Origin of the sequence: Frigoribacterium sp. CFBP 13729 (assembly GCF_014841875.1) — a bacterium.
Lineage (GTDB): Bacteria > Actinomycetota > Actinomycetes > Actinomycetales > Microbacteriaceae > Frigoribacterium.
Window position 1 is genome coordinate 1,158,906 of record NZ_JACYUR010000001.1, and the last position, 16,092, is coordinate 1,174,997.

The 16,092-nt window shown below is 71.7% G+C and carries 20 protein-coding genes; 6 read left to right on the forward strand and 14 right to left on the reverse strand.

Going from position 1 to position 16,092, the window contains the following annotated elements; all coding sequences use genetic code 11:
- Positions 1 to 52: 52 nt before the first annotated feature.
- Positions 53 to 961 (reverse strand): 1,4-dihydroxy-2-naphthoyl-CoA synthase, encoded by a 909-nt coding sequence (locus IFT77_RS05230; protein WP_192169358.1) that lies wholly within the window; start codon positions 959 to 961, stop codon positions 53 to 55.
- A 37-nt stretch (positions 962 to 998) separates the two neighbouring features.
- Complete coding sequence (locus IFT77_RS05235; RefSeq protein WP_192169359.1) at positions 999 to 1,466, reverse strand: hypothetical protein; 468 nt, start codon at positions 1,464 to 1,466, stop codon at positions 999 to 1,001.
- Positions 1,467 to 1,505: 39 nt separating this feature from the next.
- Between IFT77_RS05235 and IFT77_RS05240 the strand changes: the two genes are divergently transcribed.
- Positions 1,506 to 2,522, forward strand: a complete 1,017-nt coding sequence (locus IFT77_RS05240) for an o-succinylbenzoate synthase (protein WP_371740936.1) — start codon at positions 1,506 to 1,508, stop codon at positions 2,520 to 2,522.
- Between the two features lie 46 nt (positions 2,523 to 2,568).
- On the opposite strand, the gene ccsB is transcribed toward IFT77_RS05240, so the two are convergent.
- The 5 genes from ccsB to IFT77_RS05265 are packed head-to-tail and all read right to left on the reverse strand — an operon-like array spanning position 2,569 to position 7,564.
- Positions 2,569 to 3,648, reverse strand: coding sequence for a c-type cytochrome biogenesis protein CcsB (ccsB, locus tag IFT77_RS05245; protein ID WP_371740937.1), 1,080 nt, complete (start codon positions 3,646 to 3,648; stop codon positions 2,569 to 2,571).
- On the reverse strand, positions 3,645 to 5,528 hold the full coding sequence (locus IFT77_RS05250) for a cytochrome c biogenesis protein ResB (protein ID WP_192169360.1): 1,884 nt from the start codon (positions 5,526 to 5,528) through the stop codon (positions 3,645 to 3,647). Before IFT77_RS05250 ends, ccsB begins: the two co-directional genes overlap by 4 nt.
- The gene (locus tag IFT77_RS05255) at positions 5,512 to 6,306 is read right to left on the reverse strand and encodes a cytochrome c biogenesis protein CcdA (protein WP_192169361.1); all 795 of its coding nucleotides are present in this window, start codon (positions 6,304 to 6,306) and stop codon (positions 5,512 to 5,514) included. Before IFT77_RS05255 ends, IFT77_RS05250 begins: the two co-directional genes overlap by 17 nt.
- Positions 6,307 to 6,308: 2 nt before the next feature.
- Entirely contained in the window at positions 6,309 to 6,917 is a 609-nt protein-coding gene (locus IFT77_RS05260) for a TlpA disulfide reductase family protein (protein ID WP_192169362.1), read from the reverse strand.
- A complete protein-coding gene (locus tag IFT77_RS05265) occupies positions 6,917 to 7,564 on the reverse strand; it encodes a histidine phosphatase family protein (protein ID WP_133737894.1) in 648 nt (215 codons plus the stop codon). The genes IFT77_RS05260 and IFT77_RS05265 overlap by 1 nt, the downstream gene beginning before the upstream one ends.
- An 82-nt stretch (positions 7,565 to 7,646) precedes the next feature.
- Here IFT77_RS05265 and aspS point away from each other — a divergent pair, with 82 nt between their 5' ends.
- A complete protein-coding gene (gene aspS, locus IFT77_RS05270) occupies positions 7,647 to 8,981 on the forward strand; it encodes an aspartate--tRNA(Asn) ligase (RefSeq protein WP_192042191.1) in 1,335 nt (444 codons plus the stop codon).
- Between the two features lie 81 nt (positions 8,982 to 9,062).
- Here the strand turns inward: aspS and IFT77_RS05275 are convergent, their stop codons facing one another.
- The 5 genes from IFT77_RS05275 to IFT77_RS05295 form a co-directional block, all read right to left on the reverse strand.
- Positions 9,063 to 9,365 (reverse strand): Dabb family protein, encoded by a 303-nt coding sequence (locus IFT77_RS05275; RefSeq protein WP_192042192.1) that lies wholly within the window; start codon positions 9,363 to 9,365, stop codon positions 9,063 to 9,065.
- Positions 9,362 to 9,628 carry a glutaredoxin family protein gene (locus IFT77_RS05280; protein ID WP_233568987.1) on the reverse strand — a complete coding sequence of 89 codons (267 nt, stop codon included), beginning with the start codon at positions 9,626 to 9,628 and terminating at the stop codon, positions 9,362 to 9,364. Before IFT77_RS05280 ends, IFT77_RS05275 begins: the two co-directional genes overlap by 4 nt.
- Positions 9,629 to 9,718: 90 nt before the next feature.
- Complete coding sequence (locus IFT77_RS05285; RefSeq protein ID WP_003792170.1) at positions 9,719 to 9,817, reverse strand: 30S ribosomal protein bS22; 99 nt, start codon at positions 9,815 to 9,817, stop codon at positions 9,719 to 9,721.
- A gap of 106 nt (positions 9,818 to 9,923) precedes the next feature.
- Positions 9,924 to 10,118 (reverse strand): excisionase family DNA-binding protein, encoded by a 195-nt coding sequence (locus tag IFT77_RS05290; protein ID WP_192042194.1) that lies wholly within the window; start codon positions 10,116 to 10,118, stop codon positions 9,924 to 9,926.
- A gap of 184 nt (positions 10,119 to 10,302) precedes the next feature.
- Positions 10,303 to 10,821 carry a helix-turn-helix transcriptional regulator gene (locus IFT77_RS05295; RefSeq protein WP_192042195.1) on the reverse strand — a complete coding sequence of 173 codons (519 nt, stop codon included), beginning with the start codon at positions 10,819 to 10,821 and terminating at the stop codon, positions 10,303 to 10,305.
- A 34-nt stretch (positions 10,822 to 10,855) separates the two neighbouring features.
- Here IFT77_RS05295 and IFT77_RS05300 point away from each other — a divergent pair, with 34 nt between their 5' ends.
- Positions 10,856 to 12,313, forward strand: a complete 1,458-nt coding sequence (locus IFT77_RS05300; RefSeq protein ID WP_192169364.1) for a TrkH family potassium uptake protein — start codon at positions 10,856 to 10,858, stop codon at positions 12,311 to 12,313.
- Entirely contained in the window at positions 12,306 to 12,977 is a 672-nt protein-coding gene (locus IFT77_RS05305) for a TrkA family potassium uptake protein (protein ID WP_123546732.1), read from the forward strand. Before IFT77_RS05300 ends, IFT77_RS05305 begins: the two co-directional genes overlap by 8 nt.
- A 30-nt stretch (positions 12,978 to 13,007) precedes the next feature.
- On the opposite strand, the gene proC is transcribed toward IFT77_RS05305, so the two are convergent.
- The gene (gene proC, locus IFT77_RS05310; protein WP_192169365.1) at positions 13,008 to 13,859 is read right to left on the reverse strand and encodes a pyrroline-5-carboxylate reductase; all 852 of its coding nucleotides are present in this window, start codon (positions 13,857 to 13,859) and stop codon (positions 13,008 to 13,010) included.
- 42 nt (positions 13,860 to 13,901) lie between these two features.
- Between proC and IFT77_RS05315 the strand changes: the two genes are divergently transcribed.
- Positions 13,902 to 14,864, forward strand: a complete 963-nt coding sequence (locus IFT77_RS05315; protein ID WP_192169366.1) for a cation diffusion facilitator family transporter — start codon at positions 13,902 to 13,904, stop codon at positions 14,862 to 14,864.
- 71 nt (positions 14,865 to 14,935) lie between these two features.
- Here the strand turns inward: IFT77_RS05315 and IFT77_RS05320 are convergent, their stop codons facing one another.
- A complete protein-coding gene (locus IFT77_RS05320) occupies positions 14,936 to 15,400 on the reverse strand; it encodes a nucleoside deaminase (protein ID WP_255416175.1) in 465 nt (154 codons plus the stop codon).
- 56 nt (positions 15,401 to 15,456) lie between these two features.
- Between IFT77_RS05320 and upp the strand changes: the two genes are divergently transcribed.
- Entirely contained in the window at positions 15,457 to 16,089 is a 633-nt protein-coding gene (upp, locus tag IFT77_RS05325; protein WP_192042199.1) for a uracil phosphoribosyltransferase, read from the forward strand.
- The last annotated feature ends 3 nt before the right edge of the window (positions 16,090 to 16,092 follow it).

Genomic DNA, 16,092 nt, shown 5'->3' on the forward strand with positions numbered 1-16,092 from the left:
GCGCCGCGCCTCCTCGTGTCGCGTCCTGCCGCCTGCGCCGTCGGCGTCCGCGTCAGTACTGCCACGGGAACGGCGACCAGTCGGGCTCGCGCTTCTCGAGGAACGAGTCGCGCCCCTCGACGGCCTCGTCGGTGCCGTAGGCGAGGCGGGTCGCCTCGCCCGCGAAGACCTGCTGGCCCACGATGCCGTCGTCGGTGGCGTTGAACGCGAACTTGAGCATGCGGATCGCGGTGGGCGACTTGGTGAGGACGACGCGGGCCATGGCCAGCGCCTCCTTCTCGAGCTCGGCGTGGGGGACGACGCGGTTGACGGCGCCCATCTCGTGGGCGCGGTCGGCGCTGTACTCCTCGGCGAGGAAGAACACCTCGCGGGCGAGCTTCTGGCCGATCTGCTTCGCGAAGTAGGCGCTGCCGTAGCCGGCGTCGAACGAGCCCACGTCGGCGTCCGTCTGCTTGAACTTGCCGTGCTCACGGCTGGCGATCGTGAGGTCGCAGACGACGTGCAGCGAGTGGCCGCCGCCCGCCGCCCAGCCCGGCACGACCGCGATGACGACCTTGGGCATGAACCGGATCAGCCGCTGCACCTCGAGGATGTGGAGGCGCCCCGCCGAGGCAGGGTCGGCCACGTTCGCCTCGGCGCCCTCGGCCTTGTAGCCGTCACGGCCGCGGATGCGCTGGTCGCCGCCGCTGCAGAAGGCCCAGCCGCCGTCCTTGGGGCTGGGGCCGTTGCCGGTCAGCAGGACGACGCCCACGCGGCTCTGCTGTCGCGCGTGGTCGAGCACGCGGTACAGCTCGTCGACGGTGCGCGGCCGGAACGCGTTGCGCACCTCGGGCCGGTCGATGGCGACGCGAGCCACCCGGCCCTCGACGTCGAGGTGGTACGTGACGTCGGTCAGGCCGTCGAAGCCCGGCACCTCTCGCCACTCGGCGGGATCGAACAGGTCGGAGACGGCTGCGGACATGCCCACCAGCCTACGACCGGGGCCAGGTCGCCGACGGTCAGAGCGACGGGACGAGCTTGCCCAGCAGCCAGACGAACACGAACGGGTTGGCGAGGACGCTCAGCAGCACCGCTGCGACGGCGGGCCAGCGGCCCCGTCGCGTGGCGACGGCGACGAGCGCGACGACGCCCACGCCGATCGAGGCGAGCATCGTGACGAGGGCGATCGACGCCGCGGCCGCGACGCCGTCGGCCGCGAGCAGGGCGATCGCGACGCCGTCGAGCGCGAGCAGGACCACGGCGAGCACGAGGACGACGACGCCCAGCCGCGAGCTGCGGGCCGGCTCGACCGAGTCGTCGTGGGTCTGGTCGTCGAAGATGGCCAGCCCCTCGGCGTCGCGCGACCCGCCGTCCGTGGACTGGGCGTCGTCCGTGGACTCGACGGGCTGGGCGGGCTGGGCGTGCTCGGCGTGCTCGCCGGCAGGGGACTCGGCGTCGTCGGACGGGGTCGGATCGGGCGCTGCCATGGAGACCGACCCTAGCGGGCGCGGTGCGAGACTGGCGAGGTGACCACGCCCGCCGACCCCCTCCTCCCCCGCACCGAGCTGCCGCCGCTCGACGACCTGCTGTCCGGTGCGCACGTCGTGCAGCTGCCCCTCCGCACGAGTTTCCGGGGCATCGACGTCCGCGAGGCGCTCCTCGTCGAGGGCCCTCGCGGCTGGACCGAGTTCAGCCCCTTCGTCGAGTACGGGCCCGAGGAGGCGGCGGCCTGGTTGGCCGCGGCCGTCGAGTTCGGCTGGGGTCCTGCCCTCTCGCCCCGCACCTCCCGCGTGGCCGTCAACGCGACCCTGCCCGCCGTCGGGCCCGGCGAGGTCGCGGGGGTGCTCGCCCGGTTCCCCGGCTGCCGCACCGTCAAGGTCAAGGTCGCCGAGCGCGGGCAGTCGCTCGCCGACGACGTCGCCCGCGTCGCCGCGGCCCGCGAGCACGTCGGCCCCGAGGGCCGCGTCCGGGTCGACGCCAACGGCGGCTGGACCGTCGACCGAGCCGAGGAGGCGCTGCGGACCCTGGCCCCGCTGGGCCTCGAGTACGCGGAACAGCCCTGCGCCACCGTGCCCGAGCTCGCCGAGCTGCGACGCCGCACGGCCGACCTCGGCGTGCCGATCGCCGCCGACGAGAGCGTCCGGAAGGCGGCCGACCCGCTCGCCGTCGCGCGTGCCGGCGCGGCCGACCTGCTCGTCGTCAAGGCGCAGCCGCTCGGCGGGATCCGGACGGCGCTCCGCATCGTGTCCGAGGCCGGGCTGCCCGTCGTCGTCTCGAGCGCACTCGACACGTCGGTGGGGCTGAGCATGGGCGCGTACCTGGCAGCCGTGCTGCCCGACCTGCCGCACGACTGCGGTCTCGGGACGGCCGCCCTGCTGGCCGCCGACGTGACGCGCGAGCCGCTCGTGCCGGCGGAGGGGGCCATCGACGTTCGGCGGGTCGACGTCGACGTCGACCTGCTGCGGGCGCACGCCGCACCCGACGACCGACGCGAGTGGTGGCTGGGTCGGGTGCGCGCCTCCTACGGGCTGCTCACCCGCTGAGGCGCGACCGCCGGCGAGACCCAGGTAGCCCGGCGGCGAGGAGGGGTCAGAGGCCCGAGTAGGCGTGCAGGCCCTTGAAGAAGACGTTGACGACGCCGAAGTTGAACAGCACCGCGGCGAAGCCGATGATCGACAGCCAGGACGACCGGGCTCCGCGCCAGCCGCGGGTCGCACGGGCGTGGATGTAGCCGGCGTAGAGGACCCAGATGATGAACGTCCAGACCTCCTTGGTGTCCCAGCCCCAGTAGCGGCCCCAGGCGCGCTCGGCCCAGACGGCGCCCGCGATGAGCGTGAAGGTCCAGAGCACGAAGCCGACGAGGGCGACGCGGTAGGCGAGGTCCTCGAGCCGGTCCGCGGCGGGCAGGGTGTCCATGAAGCGGAGGCCGGAGAGCCGGGCCTGCTCGCGCTTCGTCTGGATCAGCTGGGCGATCGAGAGGCCGGCCGCGATCGCGAAGAAGCCGGTGCCGAGGATCGCCACGAGCACGTGGATCACGAGCCAGGCCGACTGGAGCGCCGGCTGCAGCGGGACGACCTCGACGTAGTAGTTGACGCTGCCGATCGCGAGCAGCACGAGGTTCAGGCCCATGACGTAGGCGCCGAGGAACGACAGGTCGACGAAGCGACCGGCGACCAGGTAGACCGCGACGATGATCGCGGTGCCCGTGAGCGAGAACTCGAACATGTTGGCCCACGGCACGCGGTCCGCGGCGAGGCCTCGGGTCACGACGCTCGAGACGTGCACGAGCAGGCCGAGCACCATCATCGCGGTGGCGACGCGCTCGAAGCTCGAGCCGCGACGACGACGGGTCGAGCCGGGACCGGAGGTGCCGTCGGGGCCGCCGGTGCCGTCGCCTCGGACCTGGCCCGCCGACACGGTCGTCCCGGCCTCACGGTCGAGCACGATGGTGCTGCCGCCCGAGACCGCGGCGCGGGCGGAGCCGCGACCTGCCCCGCGGGCCGAGCCCGCGTCGGGCCCTGCGGTCGCGGCGGCGCTCGACGCAGGCGCCTGCTGGGCGTCGCCCGAGCGCTTGGCGAGGTCGAGGGCGAAGGCCACGAACGAGATCGTGTAGATCGCCATCGCCGAGTACACGGCGACGAGCGAGAAGTTGGCGAGGTCTTCGGTCACGGTCGCATCCTACGTCCGGCGCGGCTGGGCGCCTCGGTCGAGCGGGCAGGGTCGTTCGAGGTCGAGCCGGGCGCAGACGCGGCGGCGGCGCTCGGGCGGTCGCTCGGGTCGTCGCTGCGGTCGTCGTCGCTCGTCGCGGCACGTGCCGCGTCGGCGGGCACGCCGAGCCCGGCGAGGTGCGTCCGGGCGATGTCGCGGACGGCGCGGGCCAGCGTCGGGTCCTCGCCGCGGGCGAGGCCGGCGTACTCGAGCAGGACTCCCCCGTCGGTCGTGCTGGCCTTGACCCAGACACGGCGGCGCGGCACGAACAGCGCCGTGAGCAGACCGGCGAAGACCAGCACGGCGAACAGCAGCACCCAGAGCTGCGACGGGTCGTGGTGCACGTCGAGGGAGGCGAAGCGCTTGACGTCGGAGAGCGTCACCGTGCCGAGGCCGTCGGGCAGGTCGGCCGTGGTGCCGGGAGAGAGCTGCAGCGCCGACTGGTCGGCGGCGGCGCCCGCGATCTCGGTCATGCCGTCGGTGTCCAGGGAGTAGACCGACTGCGGCACACCTGCGTCGAGGCCGAGGTCGCCCTGGTAGACGTTCAGGCTCAGCACCGGGTTCAGCAGGTCGGGGTAGCTCGAGGCGAGGATGCCCGACCCGTCGCCGGTCTCGACGGCCGACGGGTAGAAGAAGCCGATCATGCCGATCTGGTCCGACAATCCGTCCGGCACCTTGACGACGCCCTGCGAGGTGAGGTTCGCGTCCTGCGGCAGGAAGGGGATGGTGTCGCGGAAGGCGACCGAGCCGTCCGGCGCCTTCACCGTGACGTCGACCGCGTAGCCGTTGCCGAGCAGATAGACGTTCGAGCCGCCGATCGACAGCGGGCTGTTGACCTTGATCTCGTGCTCGCTCGTGTCGCCCGACTGGGTCGTCGTCGTGACGTCGGCCGTGTAGTCGAGCGGCTGTCCGAGCGCGTCGGCGTTCGACTCTTCGTACGTCGTCGTGAACTCGTCGAGCGTGATGTTGTAGGGCGAGAGCTGGGAGTCGCTGAACCAGCGGCCCGGGTTGAACGAGTCGTACGAGACGAGGGCGTTCGTGAAGGTCTGGCCCTCGACGACCACGCGCTGACCGGTGTAGCCGAAGCCGCCGCCGATCCCGACCGTGAGCAGCACGCCGACCAGCGCCGTGTGGAAGACGAGGTTGCCGGTCTCTCGCAGGTAGCCGCGCTCGGCGCTGACCGAGTCGCCGAAGACCTGCGTGCGGTACCCGGCGCGACTCAGCTGCGCGCGGGCCTGCTCGACGACGGAGGCGGGGGCGAGGGCGGCGTCCGCCGCGCCTCCTGCGGTCTGCAGCGTCACGGAGCGGTAGCCCGCCAGCCGCGAGAGCCTCGCAGGCGTCTTCGGCGGCTTCGAGCGCAGGGCCTCGAAGTGGTGCTTCGTGCGCGGCACGATGCAGCCGATCAGCGAGATGAAGAGCAGCAGGTAGACGGCGGAGAACCACGGCGACGAGTAGGTGTCGAAGACGCCGATCTTGTCGAGCACCGGGAACAGGTCGGGGTGCTCGGCGCGGTACTGGACGACGCCGTTGGGGTCGGAGGTGCGCTGCGGCACGAGCGAGCCGGGGATCGCCGCGACGGCGAGCAGCATGAGGAGGAACAGCGCCGTCTTCATGCTCGTCAGCTGGCGCCAGAAGAAGCGGAGGTAGCCGACGAGCCCCAGGCGCGGCTGGACGACGTCGGCGGAGCCCGCGCCCTGGTCGCCCGGCGTGCGGGCGGGAGCGGAGTCGTAGTGGTCGCTCGGGCGGAGCGGGTCGGACGAGACGTCGGTCAGGTCGGCCTGGTCGGGCCCGTCCCCCTGGTCGACCGACGTGCGGCGCTCGGGGTCAGACGATCGTGCCATAGCTCGCGATCACCGCCCCGAGGTGCGACATGAGGGAGGACCAGAGCCCGGTGACCATGAGCAGACCGATGGCGATCAGGATCGAGCCTCCGACGATGTTGACGGCGCGCATGTGGCGCTTGACGAACGAGATGGAGCGTGTCGCCCAGCCGAAGCCGAGGGCGACGAGCAGGAAGGGAACGCCCAGGCCGACGCAGTACGCGAGCCCGAGCAGCACGCTCGACGTGGCCGAGCCGCTCGTGAACGACAGGGCGTAGATGGCGGTGAGGGTGGGGCCGATGCACGGCGTCCACCCGATGCCGAACACGATGCCGAGCAACGGGGCGCCCGCGAGGCCGGTCGCCGGGGCGAACCCGGGCTTGATCGTGCGCTGCAGGAACGTGAACTGGCCGACGAAGACGAGGCCGAGCGCGATGACCACGAGGCCCATCAGGCGGACGATCAGGTCGCGCCACTGGATCAGCCAGAAGCCCGCGGCCGAGAAGGCGAGGCTGCCGCCGACGAAGACGAGCGAGAAGCCGGCGATGAAGAGGAGGACGCCGATCACCATCCGCCGACGGTCGCGGGAGGCGGTCGAGGAGGCGGTGGCCGTGGGAGTCGCGGCTGCGGCGCGACGACCGCCCCCGGCGAGGCCCCCGACGTAGCCGAGGTAGCCCGGCACGAGCGGCAGCACGCAGGGCGAGAGGAACGAGATCAGGCCGGCGAGCAACGCCACCGGCAGCGCGACGGCGAGCTGGCCGCCCGCGACCGCCTCGAAGAAGGGGTTGCCCTGGTACACCTCTAGGCCTGCTCGGCGACGGCGTCGCTGATCAGCGTCTTCAGCGTGCTGGGGCCGTCGAGGCCGCCGAGCACGCGGGCGGCGATCCGGCCCTGCTTGTCGAGGACGATCGTCGTCGGCACCGCGTTCGGCGCGATGGTGCCGGCGAGGGCGAGCTGGACCGCGCCGTCGTTCGTGTCGACGATCGACGGGTAGGTGATGTCGAACTTCTCGGCGAAGGCGCGGGCGGTGTCGGCCTGGTCGCGCACGTTGACGCCGACGAACTGGACGCCCTGGTCGGCGAAGTCGGTGCTGAGCTGCTGCAGGTCGGGCGCCTCCTTGCGGCAGGGCGGGCAGCTGGCGTACCAGAAGTTGAGGACGACGACCTCGCCGTCGTGGTCGGCCCTCGAGAACTCGTCGCCCTCGTCGGTCGTGCCGGTGAACTCGACCGGGTCGTCACGGTCGGCCTCGGGCACCTCGGTGACCGTGCCGGCACCGCTGATGTAGTTCTCGGTGCCGCCCGCGCGGTACTGCTCGGCGAGGGGGTCGGACTGCGAGGTGCAGCCGGTGAGCACGAGGGCGAGGGCCGAGGCAGCCGCGACGGCACCGACGACGAAGGAGGCGCGGCGCATCAGACCGCCCCGAGGTCGACGGCGCGCTCGAGCAGGTCGGCCGCGGGGTCCTGGTAGCCGACCTCGACGAAGCGCCCGCCGTGCCGCTCCAGAGTCGTGATGCTCGAGAGGGAACAGCGACGGCGACGGGGATCGTGGAAGAGGCGGGCGCCCGTCACGCTGCGGTGCACCATCCAGATCGGCAGCTGGTGGCTGACCAGCACGACGTCGCCCGAGTCGACGCTCGACCAGGCCTCGTCGACGGCCGCGAGCATGCGCGCCGCGATGCTGACGTATGCCTCGCCCCAGCTGGGCTTGAGCGGGTTGACGATCCACGGCCACTCGGCCGGCACGGCGAGCTGCTTCGCGACGGTGAAGTCGGAGCGGCGGCCCTCGTACTTGTTCGTCGGCTCGATCAGGCGCTCGTCGACCTGCACGTCGAGGTCGAACGCGGCGGCCCAGGGCGCGGCGCTCTCGCGGGTGCGCTGCAGCGGGCTCGCGACGACGGCGGCGACGGGGGCGCCCTGCGCCTGCAGCATCGCGGCCGAGGAGGCGGCCATCCGGTGGCCGAGCTCGCTGAGCCCGAAGCCCTCGAGTCGGCCGTAGAGCACGTGGTCGGGGTTGTGCACCTCGCCGTGGCGCACGAGGTGGATCTGCTGGGCGGGCATGGCCACCAGTCTAGATCGGGCCTGCACTCCCACCTCCCTCACGGGAGGCCGAAAGCTCGACGTCGCGGTAAACTCTGGCCCCGTGATCGAACGCACCCTCATCAGCGACCTCTCGCCCCTCCCCGACGGCCCCGTGACGGTGTCCGGTTGGGTCGACACGGTCCGTGACCAGAAGAAGGTGCAGTTCGTCGTCCTCCGCGACGAGTCCGGCGCCGTCCAGCTCGTCCGTCCCCGCACGGCCGCCGACGTGCTCGCCGAGGCAGGTGAGACCGACGAGATCGCCGACGCGATCTCGGGCCTCTCGCAGGGCAGCTTCGTGACGGTCACGGGCCAGCTCAAGCACGACGAGCGCGTCAAGCTCGGCGGCATCGAGGTGAAGATCGACGGCCTCGTCGTCGACAGCCTCGCCGACCCCGAGACGCCGATCGCCGCCGACAGCGGCATCGACAAGCGGATGGACTGGCGGTTCCTCGACCTGCGCGTTCCGCGCAACGCCCTCATCTTCCGTGTCCAGACCACCTTCGAGCACGCGATGCGCACCTACTGGGTCGAGCGCGGCTACGTCGAGGTGCACACCCCCAAGATCATGGCGTCGGCGAGCGAGTCGAACGCCGAGCTGTTCAAGGTCGAGTACTTCGAGGGCAGCGCGTTCCTCGCGCAGAGCCCGCAGTTCTTCAAGCAGATGGCCCAGGCGGCCGGCTTCGGCAAGATCTTCGAGATCGCCCCGGTCTTCCGTGCCGACCCCTCGTTCACCTCGCGCCACGCGACGGAGTACACGAGCGTCGACGCCGAGATCAGCTACGTGGACAGCCACGAGGACGTCATGCAGATGCAGGAGGAGCTGCTCGTCGCCGCGTTCACCGCCGTCGTCGAGAAGCACGGCGCGGCGATCAAGGAGCTCTTCGACGTCGACCTGACGGTGCCGACGACGCCGTTCCCCCGCATCCCCCTCGCCGAGGCCAAGCAGATCGTCGCCGACCGCGGCTACGTGGTGCCCCGTGCGGACGCCGACATGGACCCCGAGGGCGAGCGCCAGATCGCGGCGTACGTCAAGGAGACGTTCGACCACGACTTCGTGTTCCTCACCGACTACGACGCGTCGATCCGGCCGTTCTACCACATGCGCCACGACGACGACCCGCAGCTCACCAAGAGCTACGACCTCATCTACAACGGCACCGAGATCACCACCGGCGCCCAGCGCGAGCACCGTGTCGACGTGCTCGAGGCCCAGATCCGCGAGAAGGGCATGAAGCCCGAGGAGCTCGGCGGCTACCTCGACTTCTTCCGCTACGGGGCCCCCTCGCACGGCGGCTTCGGCATGGGCCTGGCCCGCGTGCTGATGCTCATGCTGCACCAGCCGAACCTCCGCGAGGTGACGTTCCTGTTCCGCGGACCGACCCGACTCACGCCGTAGGGGACGAGGGCCCGAGGGCCCGACGTCGAAGGAGGCGCGGTGCAGGCATCACCTGCACCGCGCCTCCTTCGCTCTGTCTGGTCAGGCCTCGTAGTCGATGGCGCCGCGTCCGGTGACGAGCGTGCGGATCTCGGCCGCCGCCTCCTGGTGGGCCGGGTGGACGACGTACGCGTCGAGCCCGGCGGCGTCGTCGAACTCTGCGACGACCGCGACGTCGCCGTTCGTGTCGGGGTAGGCGACGTTGCGGACGACCTCGAGCGAGCGGATCGACTCGACCGTGCCGACCAGGCCGGTCAGCAGCTCGTCGATGCGCGCGGCGGCGTGCTCACGTGACGCGTCGTCGGTGGCGACGAGGTTCCAGATGACGATGTGCTTGACGGTCACGCGAGGGCCTTCCGGAGGGCGGTGCGGAGGCGCTCGGGTTCGACGCGCCAGATGGTGTGCACGCGGTCGTCGAGCAGGACGACCGGGATCTCTTCTGCGTACTCGGCCCGCAGGGCCTCGTCGCCGAGGATGTCGGTCTCGGCGTAGCCGAGCTCGGCCGCCGCGAACTCGGGCTCGGCCAGCACGGCGTCGAGGGCGGCGCGCGCCTCGTCGCAGAGGTGGCAGCCGGGCTTCGTCAGCAGGGAGATGCGGGGAACGGGCACGCCCTCGACCCTAGCGGCTGGCCTCGACGATCTGCCCTCAACGACAAGTGGCCCCCGACCGAACGGTCGAGGGCACACTTCGCGCATCGTCTACTTCTTGTTGCGACGCTGGTGACGAGTCTTGCGAAGCAGCTTGCGATGCTTCTTCTTCGCCATGCGCTTGCGACGCTTCTTGATGACAGAACCCATAGAGGACCTCACTGATTCATGGATCGGACGACCGGGTCCGAAACAGAACCGCGGAAAAATGCCTCGGGTCAGTGTACTAGGGCGACCCGTGATTGTCGAAAGCGCGTCAGCCGACGTCGGCGACGCCGTTCTGCACGACCGCCGCGACGGCCGACTCGGGCACGCGGAACGACCGGCCGAAGCGGATCGCGGGGAGCTCGCCCGAGTGAACCATCCGGTAGACGGTCATCTTCGAGACGCGCATCATGCCGGCCACCTCGGCGACGGTGAGGAACCTCACGTCCGAGAGATCGTGGGTCACGTCGCCTCCTGGGGCTGCTGGTCGGGAGAGCCCGACGACGACGCCGGTGCAGGAGCGACAGGAGGTGTTCCTGTGACTCGTGGTCACTCTAGGGGCGCGTGTGCCGCGGGTGCAACGGTCGCGGGCACCGCCTGGGGACGACGCGGCGGCAGGCCTCCCGTCGCGACGGGCCGGGGCGCGGGGCTCAGCGGCCGAGGCGCTTGCGGACCGGGTCGATCACGCGCTCGTCCAGGGCGCTCTGGGCGTCGTGCAGGGCCGAGGAGGCGCGGTGCTGCGCATCGGCCACGGCCCGTCCCAGCCCGCTCGCGACGTCGGTCGCGTCGGGGAGCGACTCGGCGGCCCGCCGGATGGGCGCGGGCACGCTCGCGCCCGCCCAGGCGGCGAAGGCCCCCGACGCGGCGTCGAGGCCACCGGCGAGGTCCGCCCCGAGGAACGGGACGAGCCAGTCGTCCACCGCCTCGAGCGGCCCGGTCTCGATGCCGTAGTAGCGGTGCTGCCCGTCCTCGCGCACGTGCACGAGCCCCGCGTCGCGGAGGACGCGGAGGTGCTTCGAGACGGTCGGCTGGCTCAGCCCGAGCGACGTCACCATCTCGCCGACGCTGACGTCGCCGGTGCGCGAGTCGGCGGAGACGTGGGCGTCGAGCAGGACCGTGAGGATGTCCCGGCGCGTGCCGTCGGCGATCACGGCGAAGATGTCGGGCATGCAGCCACAGTAACGACGACCGGCCGGATGTACCATGACGGCTGTGACGCGCGCCTCCGTCGCGCCGCGGCGCGGACCCTCCCCCGGCCCCCGCAGCGTGTTCCACCGCCTGTCCGACTGGGTCGACGACATCGGCCGCAAGTCGCCCGCACGGTTCGCGATCCTCATCTTCACCGGGCTGATCCTCGTCTTCACGGTCGTCTTCTCGCTGCCCGTCTCGTCCGCGGACCGCACGGTGACCCCGCTCGCCGACTCGCTCTTCACCGCGGTGTCCGTGATCTGCGTGACGGGCCTGGCGACCGTCGACATGGCGACCCACTGGTCGCTCTTCGGCCACGTCGTGATCTTCGTCGGCGTGCAGATCGGCGCCATCGGGGTGCTGACCCTCGCCTCGATCATGGGCCTCGTCGTCTCGCGGAAGCTCGGCCTCCGGGCCCGGCTGATGGCCGCCGGGGACAGCAACCCGCTCCGCGCCCACGCGGGCCCGGTGCCGGAGGGCCAGGCGGTGCGCCTCGGCGAGATCGGCGGCCTGCTGACGACCGTCGCCCTCAGCTCGTTCGTGATCCAGCTCGTGATCGCGCTGCTGATGATCCCCCGGATGGTCATCGACGGGATCGCCCTCGGCGACGCCGTGCTCGACAGCTTCTACTACTCGGCGATGGCCTTCACCAACACCGGGTTCACGCCCAACGCCGACGGCCTGGCCGCCTTCGAGAACGACTACTGGTTCCTCAGCCTGATCATGGTGGGGGTGTTCCTCGGCAGCATCGGGTTCCCCGTGATCTACGCCCTGGCCCGCAACCCGCGGCACCCCCGCCGCTGGTCGGTGCACGTCAAGCTGACCCTGCTGACGACGGCGATCCTGATCGTCTTCGGCATGGTGCTCTACATCGTGCTCGAGTTCGACAACCCGAAGACGTTCGGCGCGATCGAGGCCGGGCCGACCGTGTTCCAGTCGCTGTTCCTCAGCATGATGACGAGGTCGGGCGGATTCTCGACGATCCAGATCTCGGACCTCAACGGCTCGTCGCTGCTCGTCACCGACATGCTCATGTTCATCGGCGGCGGCTCGGCCTCGACGGCGGGCGGCATCAAGGTCACGACCCTGGCCGTGCTGTTCCTCGCCGCCTTCGCCGAGGCCCGCGGCCAGCGCTCGATGGAGGCCTTCGGCCGCCGCATCCCCAGCGACGTGCTGCGCCTCGCGGTCAGCGTCGTGCTCTGGGGCGCGACGATCGTGGCCGTCTCGAGCATCCTCATCATGCACATCACGAAGGAGCCGCTCGACCACGTGCTCTTCGAGTGCATCTCGGCCTTCGCGACCTCCGGCCTCAGCACCGGACTCACCGACCGGCTGCCGGACTCGGCGAAGTACATCCTGGCGGTCACCATGTGGATGGGCCGCGTTGGTACAGTGACGCTCTCCGTCGCCCTGGCCGCCAGCCAGCGACGCCAGCTGTTCACGAGAGCCGAGGAGCGACCGATCGTTGGTTGACAGGATCAAGCACGACGCGCCGGTGCTCGTCATCGGCCTCGGCCGCTTCGGCGCCGCGACCGCAGGCCAGCTCGAGCGGCAGGACCGCGACGTGCTCGCCGTCGACACCGACGCCGGGCTCGTGCAGAAGTGGGCCGACCGGGTCACGCACGCCGTCCAGGCCGACGCCCGCAGCATCGACGCCCTCAAGCAGATCGGCGCCCAGGACTTCTCCATCGCGGTCGTCGCGGTGGGCTCGTCCATCGAGGCCAGCGTGCTCATCACCGCCAACCTGGTCGACCTCAAGGTGCCTCAGATCTGGGCCAAGGCGATCAGCCAGTCGCACGGCAAGATCCTCGCCCGCATCGGCGCGAACCACGTCATCTACCCCGAGCGCGAGGCCGGCGAGCGCGTCGCGCACCTCGTCTCGGGACGCATGCTCGACTACATCGAGTTCGACGACGCCTTCGCGATCGTCAAGATGTACCCGCCGAAGCCGGTGCGGGGCGCCTCCTTGGCCGCCTCGAACATCCGGACGAAGTACGGCGTCACGGTCGTCGGGGTGAAGAGCCCGGGAGGCGCGTTCAAGGAGGCGACTCCCGAGACGGTCATCAGCAACCACGACCTCATCATCGTGTCGGGCGACAGCCGCACCATCGAGAAGTTCGCGGCGCTCGAGGGCTGACGCCCTCGGGGGCGACGCGGTCGGGCAGCCTCAGCGGCCCTCGGCGATCTCGCGGTTGCGGGCGAGCGCGGCCTGGGCAGCTCGGCCGAAGAGGTCGGCGAGGCCGCCCTGCTCGAGCACGGCGACGGCCCGCTCGGTCGTGCCGCCGGGGCTGGTGACTCGCCTGCGGAGCTCGGCGGGCGCCTCCTCGGCGGGTGTCAGGTCGCTCACGGCGAGCAGCTCGCTCGCTCCCCGGAAGGTGCCCTGGACCATCGTGGCGGCCTGGGCGGGCGTGAAGCCCAGGCCGACCGCCGCCTCCTGCAGGGCCTCGACCAGCAGGTAGACGTAGGCGGGACCGGAGCCCGAGATCGTGCTGAGCGCGTCGATCTGCGACTCGGGCACGACGACGACGTCGCCGACCACCTCGAACAGCCGTCGCGCGAGCGCGAGGTCGTCGTCGGACGAGCGCGAGCCAGCGCTGAGGCCCGTGACGCCGAGGCCCACATGCGACGGGGTGTTGGGCATGGAGCGGACGACGGTGACGGACGCGGGCAGCGCCGCCTCCATCGTGGCCGTGGTGACGCCCGCCGCGAGGCTCACGACTACGGCGTCGGGCTCGAGGGCCGGGGCGATCTCGGTCAGCAGGTCGACCACCATGTGCGGCTTCACGCCGATCAGCACCAGGCGAGCGCCCTCGACCGCAGCCGTGTTGGCGCCGGGGTCGGTCTCGGTGGCCAGGGAGGTGACGCCCTCCTGCCGGAGCGGGGCCGCCTTGGCCTCGGTGCGGTTCGTGACGCGGATGCCCCCCTCGACGACGACGTCGGGGCCGAGCAGGCCCGCGAGGACGGCACCGCCCATCGAGCCTGCTCCGAGAACTGCGGTGGCGGGGAGAGTCGTGACCATCGGGCCATCCTAAGATCGACCCAGACACGAGGGGACCTCCACATGAGCACGTCCGGCGGCAACAAGGCGATCTTCGCGGCGCTCGGCGCCAACCTCGGGATCGCGGTGACGAAGTTCGTCGCCTGGTTCTTCTCGGGGTCGTCGTCGATGCTCGCCGAAGGCGTGCACTCCCTGGCCGACTCGGGCAACCAGCTGCTGCTGCTGCTCGGCGGCAAGCAGGCCCGCAAGGCCGCCGACGCCGAGCACCCCTTCGGCTACGGCCGCGAGCGCTACGTCTACGCCTTCGTCGTCTCGATCATCCTGTTCAGCGTCGGCGGCGTCTTCTCGCTGTACGAGGGCGTCGAGAAGCTGCGCGAGCCGCACCCCCTCGACGTGCCGTGGCTGCCCGTCCTCGTGCTCGCGATCTCGCTGGGCCTCGAGAGCTTCTCGCTGCGCACCGCGATCAAGGAGGCGCGCCCCGCCAAGGGCGCACAGAGCTGGCCCGCCTTCATCCGCCGGGCCAAGGCGCCCGAGCTCCCGGTCGTGCTGCTCGAGGACGCCGCCGCGCTGCTCGGCCTCAGCTTCGCCATGATCGGCGTCGTCCTCACCTGGATCACCGGGAACGGCGTCTTCGACGCGATCGGGACGCTCGCGATCGGCCTGCTGCTCGTCGCCGTCGCCGTCGTGCTGGGCATCGAGACGAAGAGCCTGCTGGTGGGCGAGGGCGCCTCCGCCGGCGACGTCGAGGCCATCCGCGCCGCCATCACCGCCGGCCCCGAGGTCGAGCAGATCGTGCACATGAAGACCCTCTACCTCGGCCCCGACGAGCTGCTCGTCGCCGTGAAGGTCGCCATGGACGGTCGCACCGCGCTGCGCGACGTCTCGTCGACCATCGACGCGATCGAGGCACGCGTCCGCGAGGCCGTGCCGATCGCGCGGGTCATCTACGTCGAGCCCGACGTCTGGCACGAGCCGGACCGGGTCGACCCGCCCACCGACGCGATCGTGATCAAGGCCGCCGACTAGCGGCCGCACCCGCGACTGCACCTGCACCCGCACCCGAACCCGCGGGGGCGGGCGAGGGTCGGCACCGCGGACTATCGGCGCTCGGCGAAGAACGCGTCGAGCTGGGCCCGGCACTCGGCCTCGCGCACGCCGGCGAACACCTCGGCGCGGTGCGGCAGCCTGCGGTCGCGGAGGATGTCGTAGACGCTGCCCGCGCCTCCTGCCTTCTCGTCCCACGCGCCGTAGACGACCCGCGGCACACGCGCCGCGAGGATCGCGCCGGCGCACATCGGGCACGGCTCGAGCGTGACGACGAGCGTCGTGCCGGTGAGGTGCCAGTCGCCCGTGTGCCGGGCCGCGGCGCGCAGGGCGAGGACCTCGGCGTGCGCCGTCGGGTCCTGCAGCAGCTCCCGCTCGTTGCGGCCGGTGCCGATCACCTCGCCGGAGGCGTCCAGCACGACCGCGCCCACGGGCACGTCGTCGGACGCCCGGCAGCCCTCGGCCTGGGCGAGCGCGTCGCCCATCCACGCCTCGAGCTGCGACGGGACGAGGGGCACGGCGACGCTCCAGGGACGGGACTCGCGGGCCGGTCGACTCCGCTACCGTGGAGCCTATGCGAGTGCACGTAGCGGACCACCCCCTCATCACCCACAAGCTGACCGTGCTCCGCGACAAGAACACGCCGTCGCCGACCTTCCGGGCCCTGACCGAGGAGCTCGTCACGCTGCTCGCCTACGAGGCGACCCGTGACGTGCGGACGTCCCCCGTCGACATCGAGACTCCGGTCGGCCCTGCCACCGGCCTCGAGATCAGCCAGCCGCGCCCGCTGGTCGTGCCGATCCTGCGCGCCGGCCTCGGCATGCTCGAGGGCATGACGAAGCTCGTCCCGACCGCCGAGGTCGGGTTCCTCGGCATGGTCCGCGACGAGGAGACGCTGCAGCCGACGACGTACGCCGAGCGCCTGCCCGACGACCTGTCGAACCGCCAGTGCTTCGTGCTCGACCCGATGCTCGCGACGGGCGGCTCGCTCATCGCCGCGATCGACTACCTGCTCGACCGCGGCGCGGTCGACGTCACCGCCGTCTGCATCCTCGCTGCGCCCGAGGGCCTCGCGGCCGTCGAGGCCGCGATGGAGGGACGCGACGTGCACGTCGTCCTCGGCGCCGTCGACGAGAAGCTCGACGAGAACGGCTACATCGTGCCCGGGCTGGGCGACGCGGGCGACCGCCTCTACGGCCTCGCCTGAGCG

Excerpts from the sequence above, each read along its gene's own strand:
- IFT77_RS05315 (WP_192169366.1), top strand. The coding sequence starts at position 13,902 with ATGAGCACGTCCGGCGGCAACAAGGCGATCTTCGCGGCGCTCGGCGCC.
- IFT77_RS05250 (WP_192169360.1), bottom strand. The coding sequence starts at position 5,528 with ATGGCACGATCGTCTGACCCCGAGCGCCGCACGTCGGTCGACCAGGGG.
- IFT77_RS05230 (WP_192169358.1), bottom strand. The coding sequence starts at position 961 with ATGTCCGCAGCCGTCTCCGACCTGTTCGATCCCGCCGAGTGGCGAGAG.
- IFT77_RS05235 (WP_192169359.1), bottom strand. The coding sequence starts at position 1,466 with ATGGCAGCGCCCGATCCGACCCCGTCCGACGACGCCGAGTCCCCTGCC.
- proC (WP_192169365.1), bottom strand. The coding sequence starts at position 13,859 with ATGGTCACGACTCTCCCCGCCACCGCAGTTCTCGGAGCAGGCTCGATG.
- IFT77_RS05285 (WP_003792170.1), bottom strand. The coding sequence starts at position 9,817 with ATGGGTTCTGTCATCAAGAAGCGTCGCAAGCGCATGGCGAAGAAGAAG.
- IFT77_RS05260 (WP_192169362.1), bottom strand. The coding sequence starts at position 6,917 with ATGCGCCGCGCCTCCTTCGTCGTCGGTGCCGTCGCGGCTGCCTCGGCC.
- IFT77_RS05295 (WP_192042195.1), bottom strand. The coding sequence starts at position 10,821 with ATGCCCGACATCTTCGCCGTGATCGCCGACGGCACGCGCCGGGACATC.
- IFT77_RS05265 (WP_133737894.1), bottom strand. The coding sequence starts at position 7,564 with ATGCCCGCCCAGCAGATCCACCTCGTGCGCCACGGCGAGGTGCACAAC.
- IFT77_RS05300 (WP_192169364.1), top strand. The coding sequence starts at position 10,856 with ATGACGGCTGTGACGCGCGCCTCCGTCGCGCCGCGGCGCGGACCCTCC.
- upp (WP_192042199.1), top strand. The coding sequence starts at position 15,457 with ATGCGAGTGCACGTAGCGGACCACCCCCTCATCACCCACAAGCTGACC.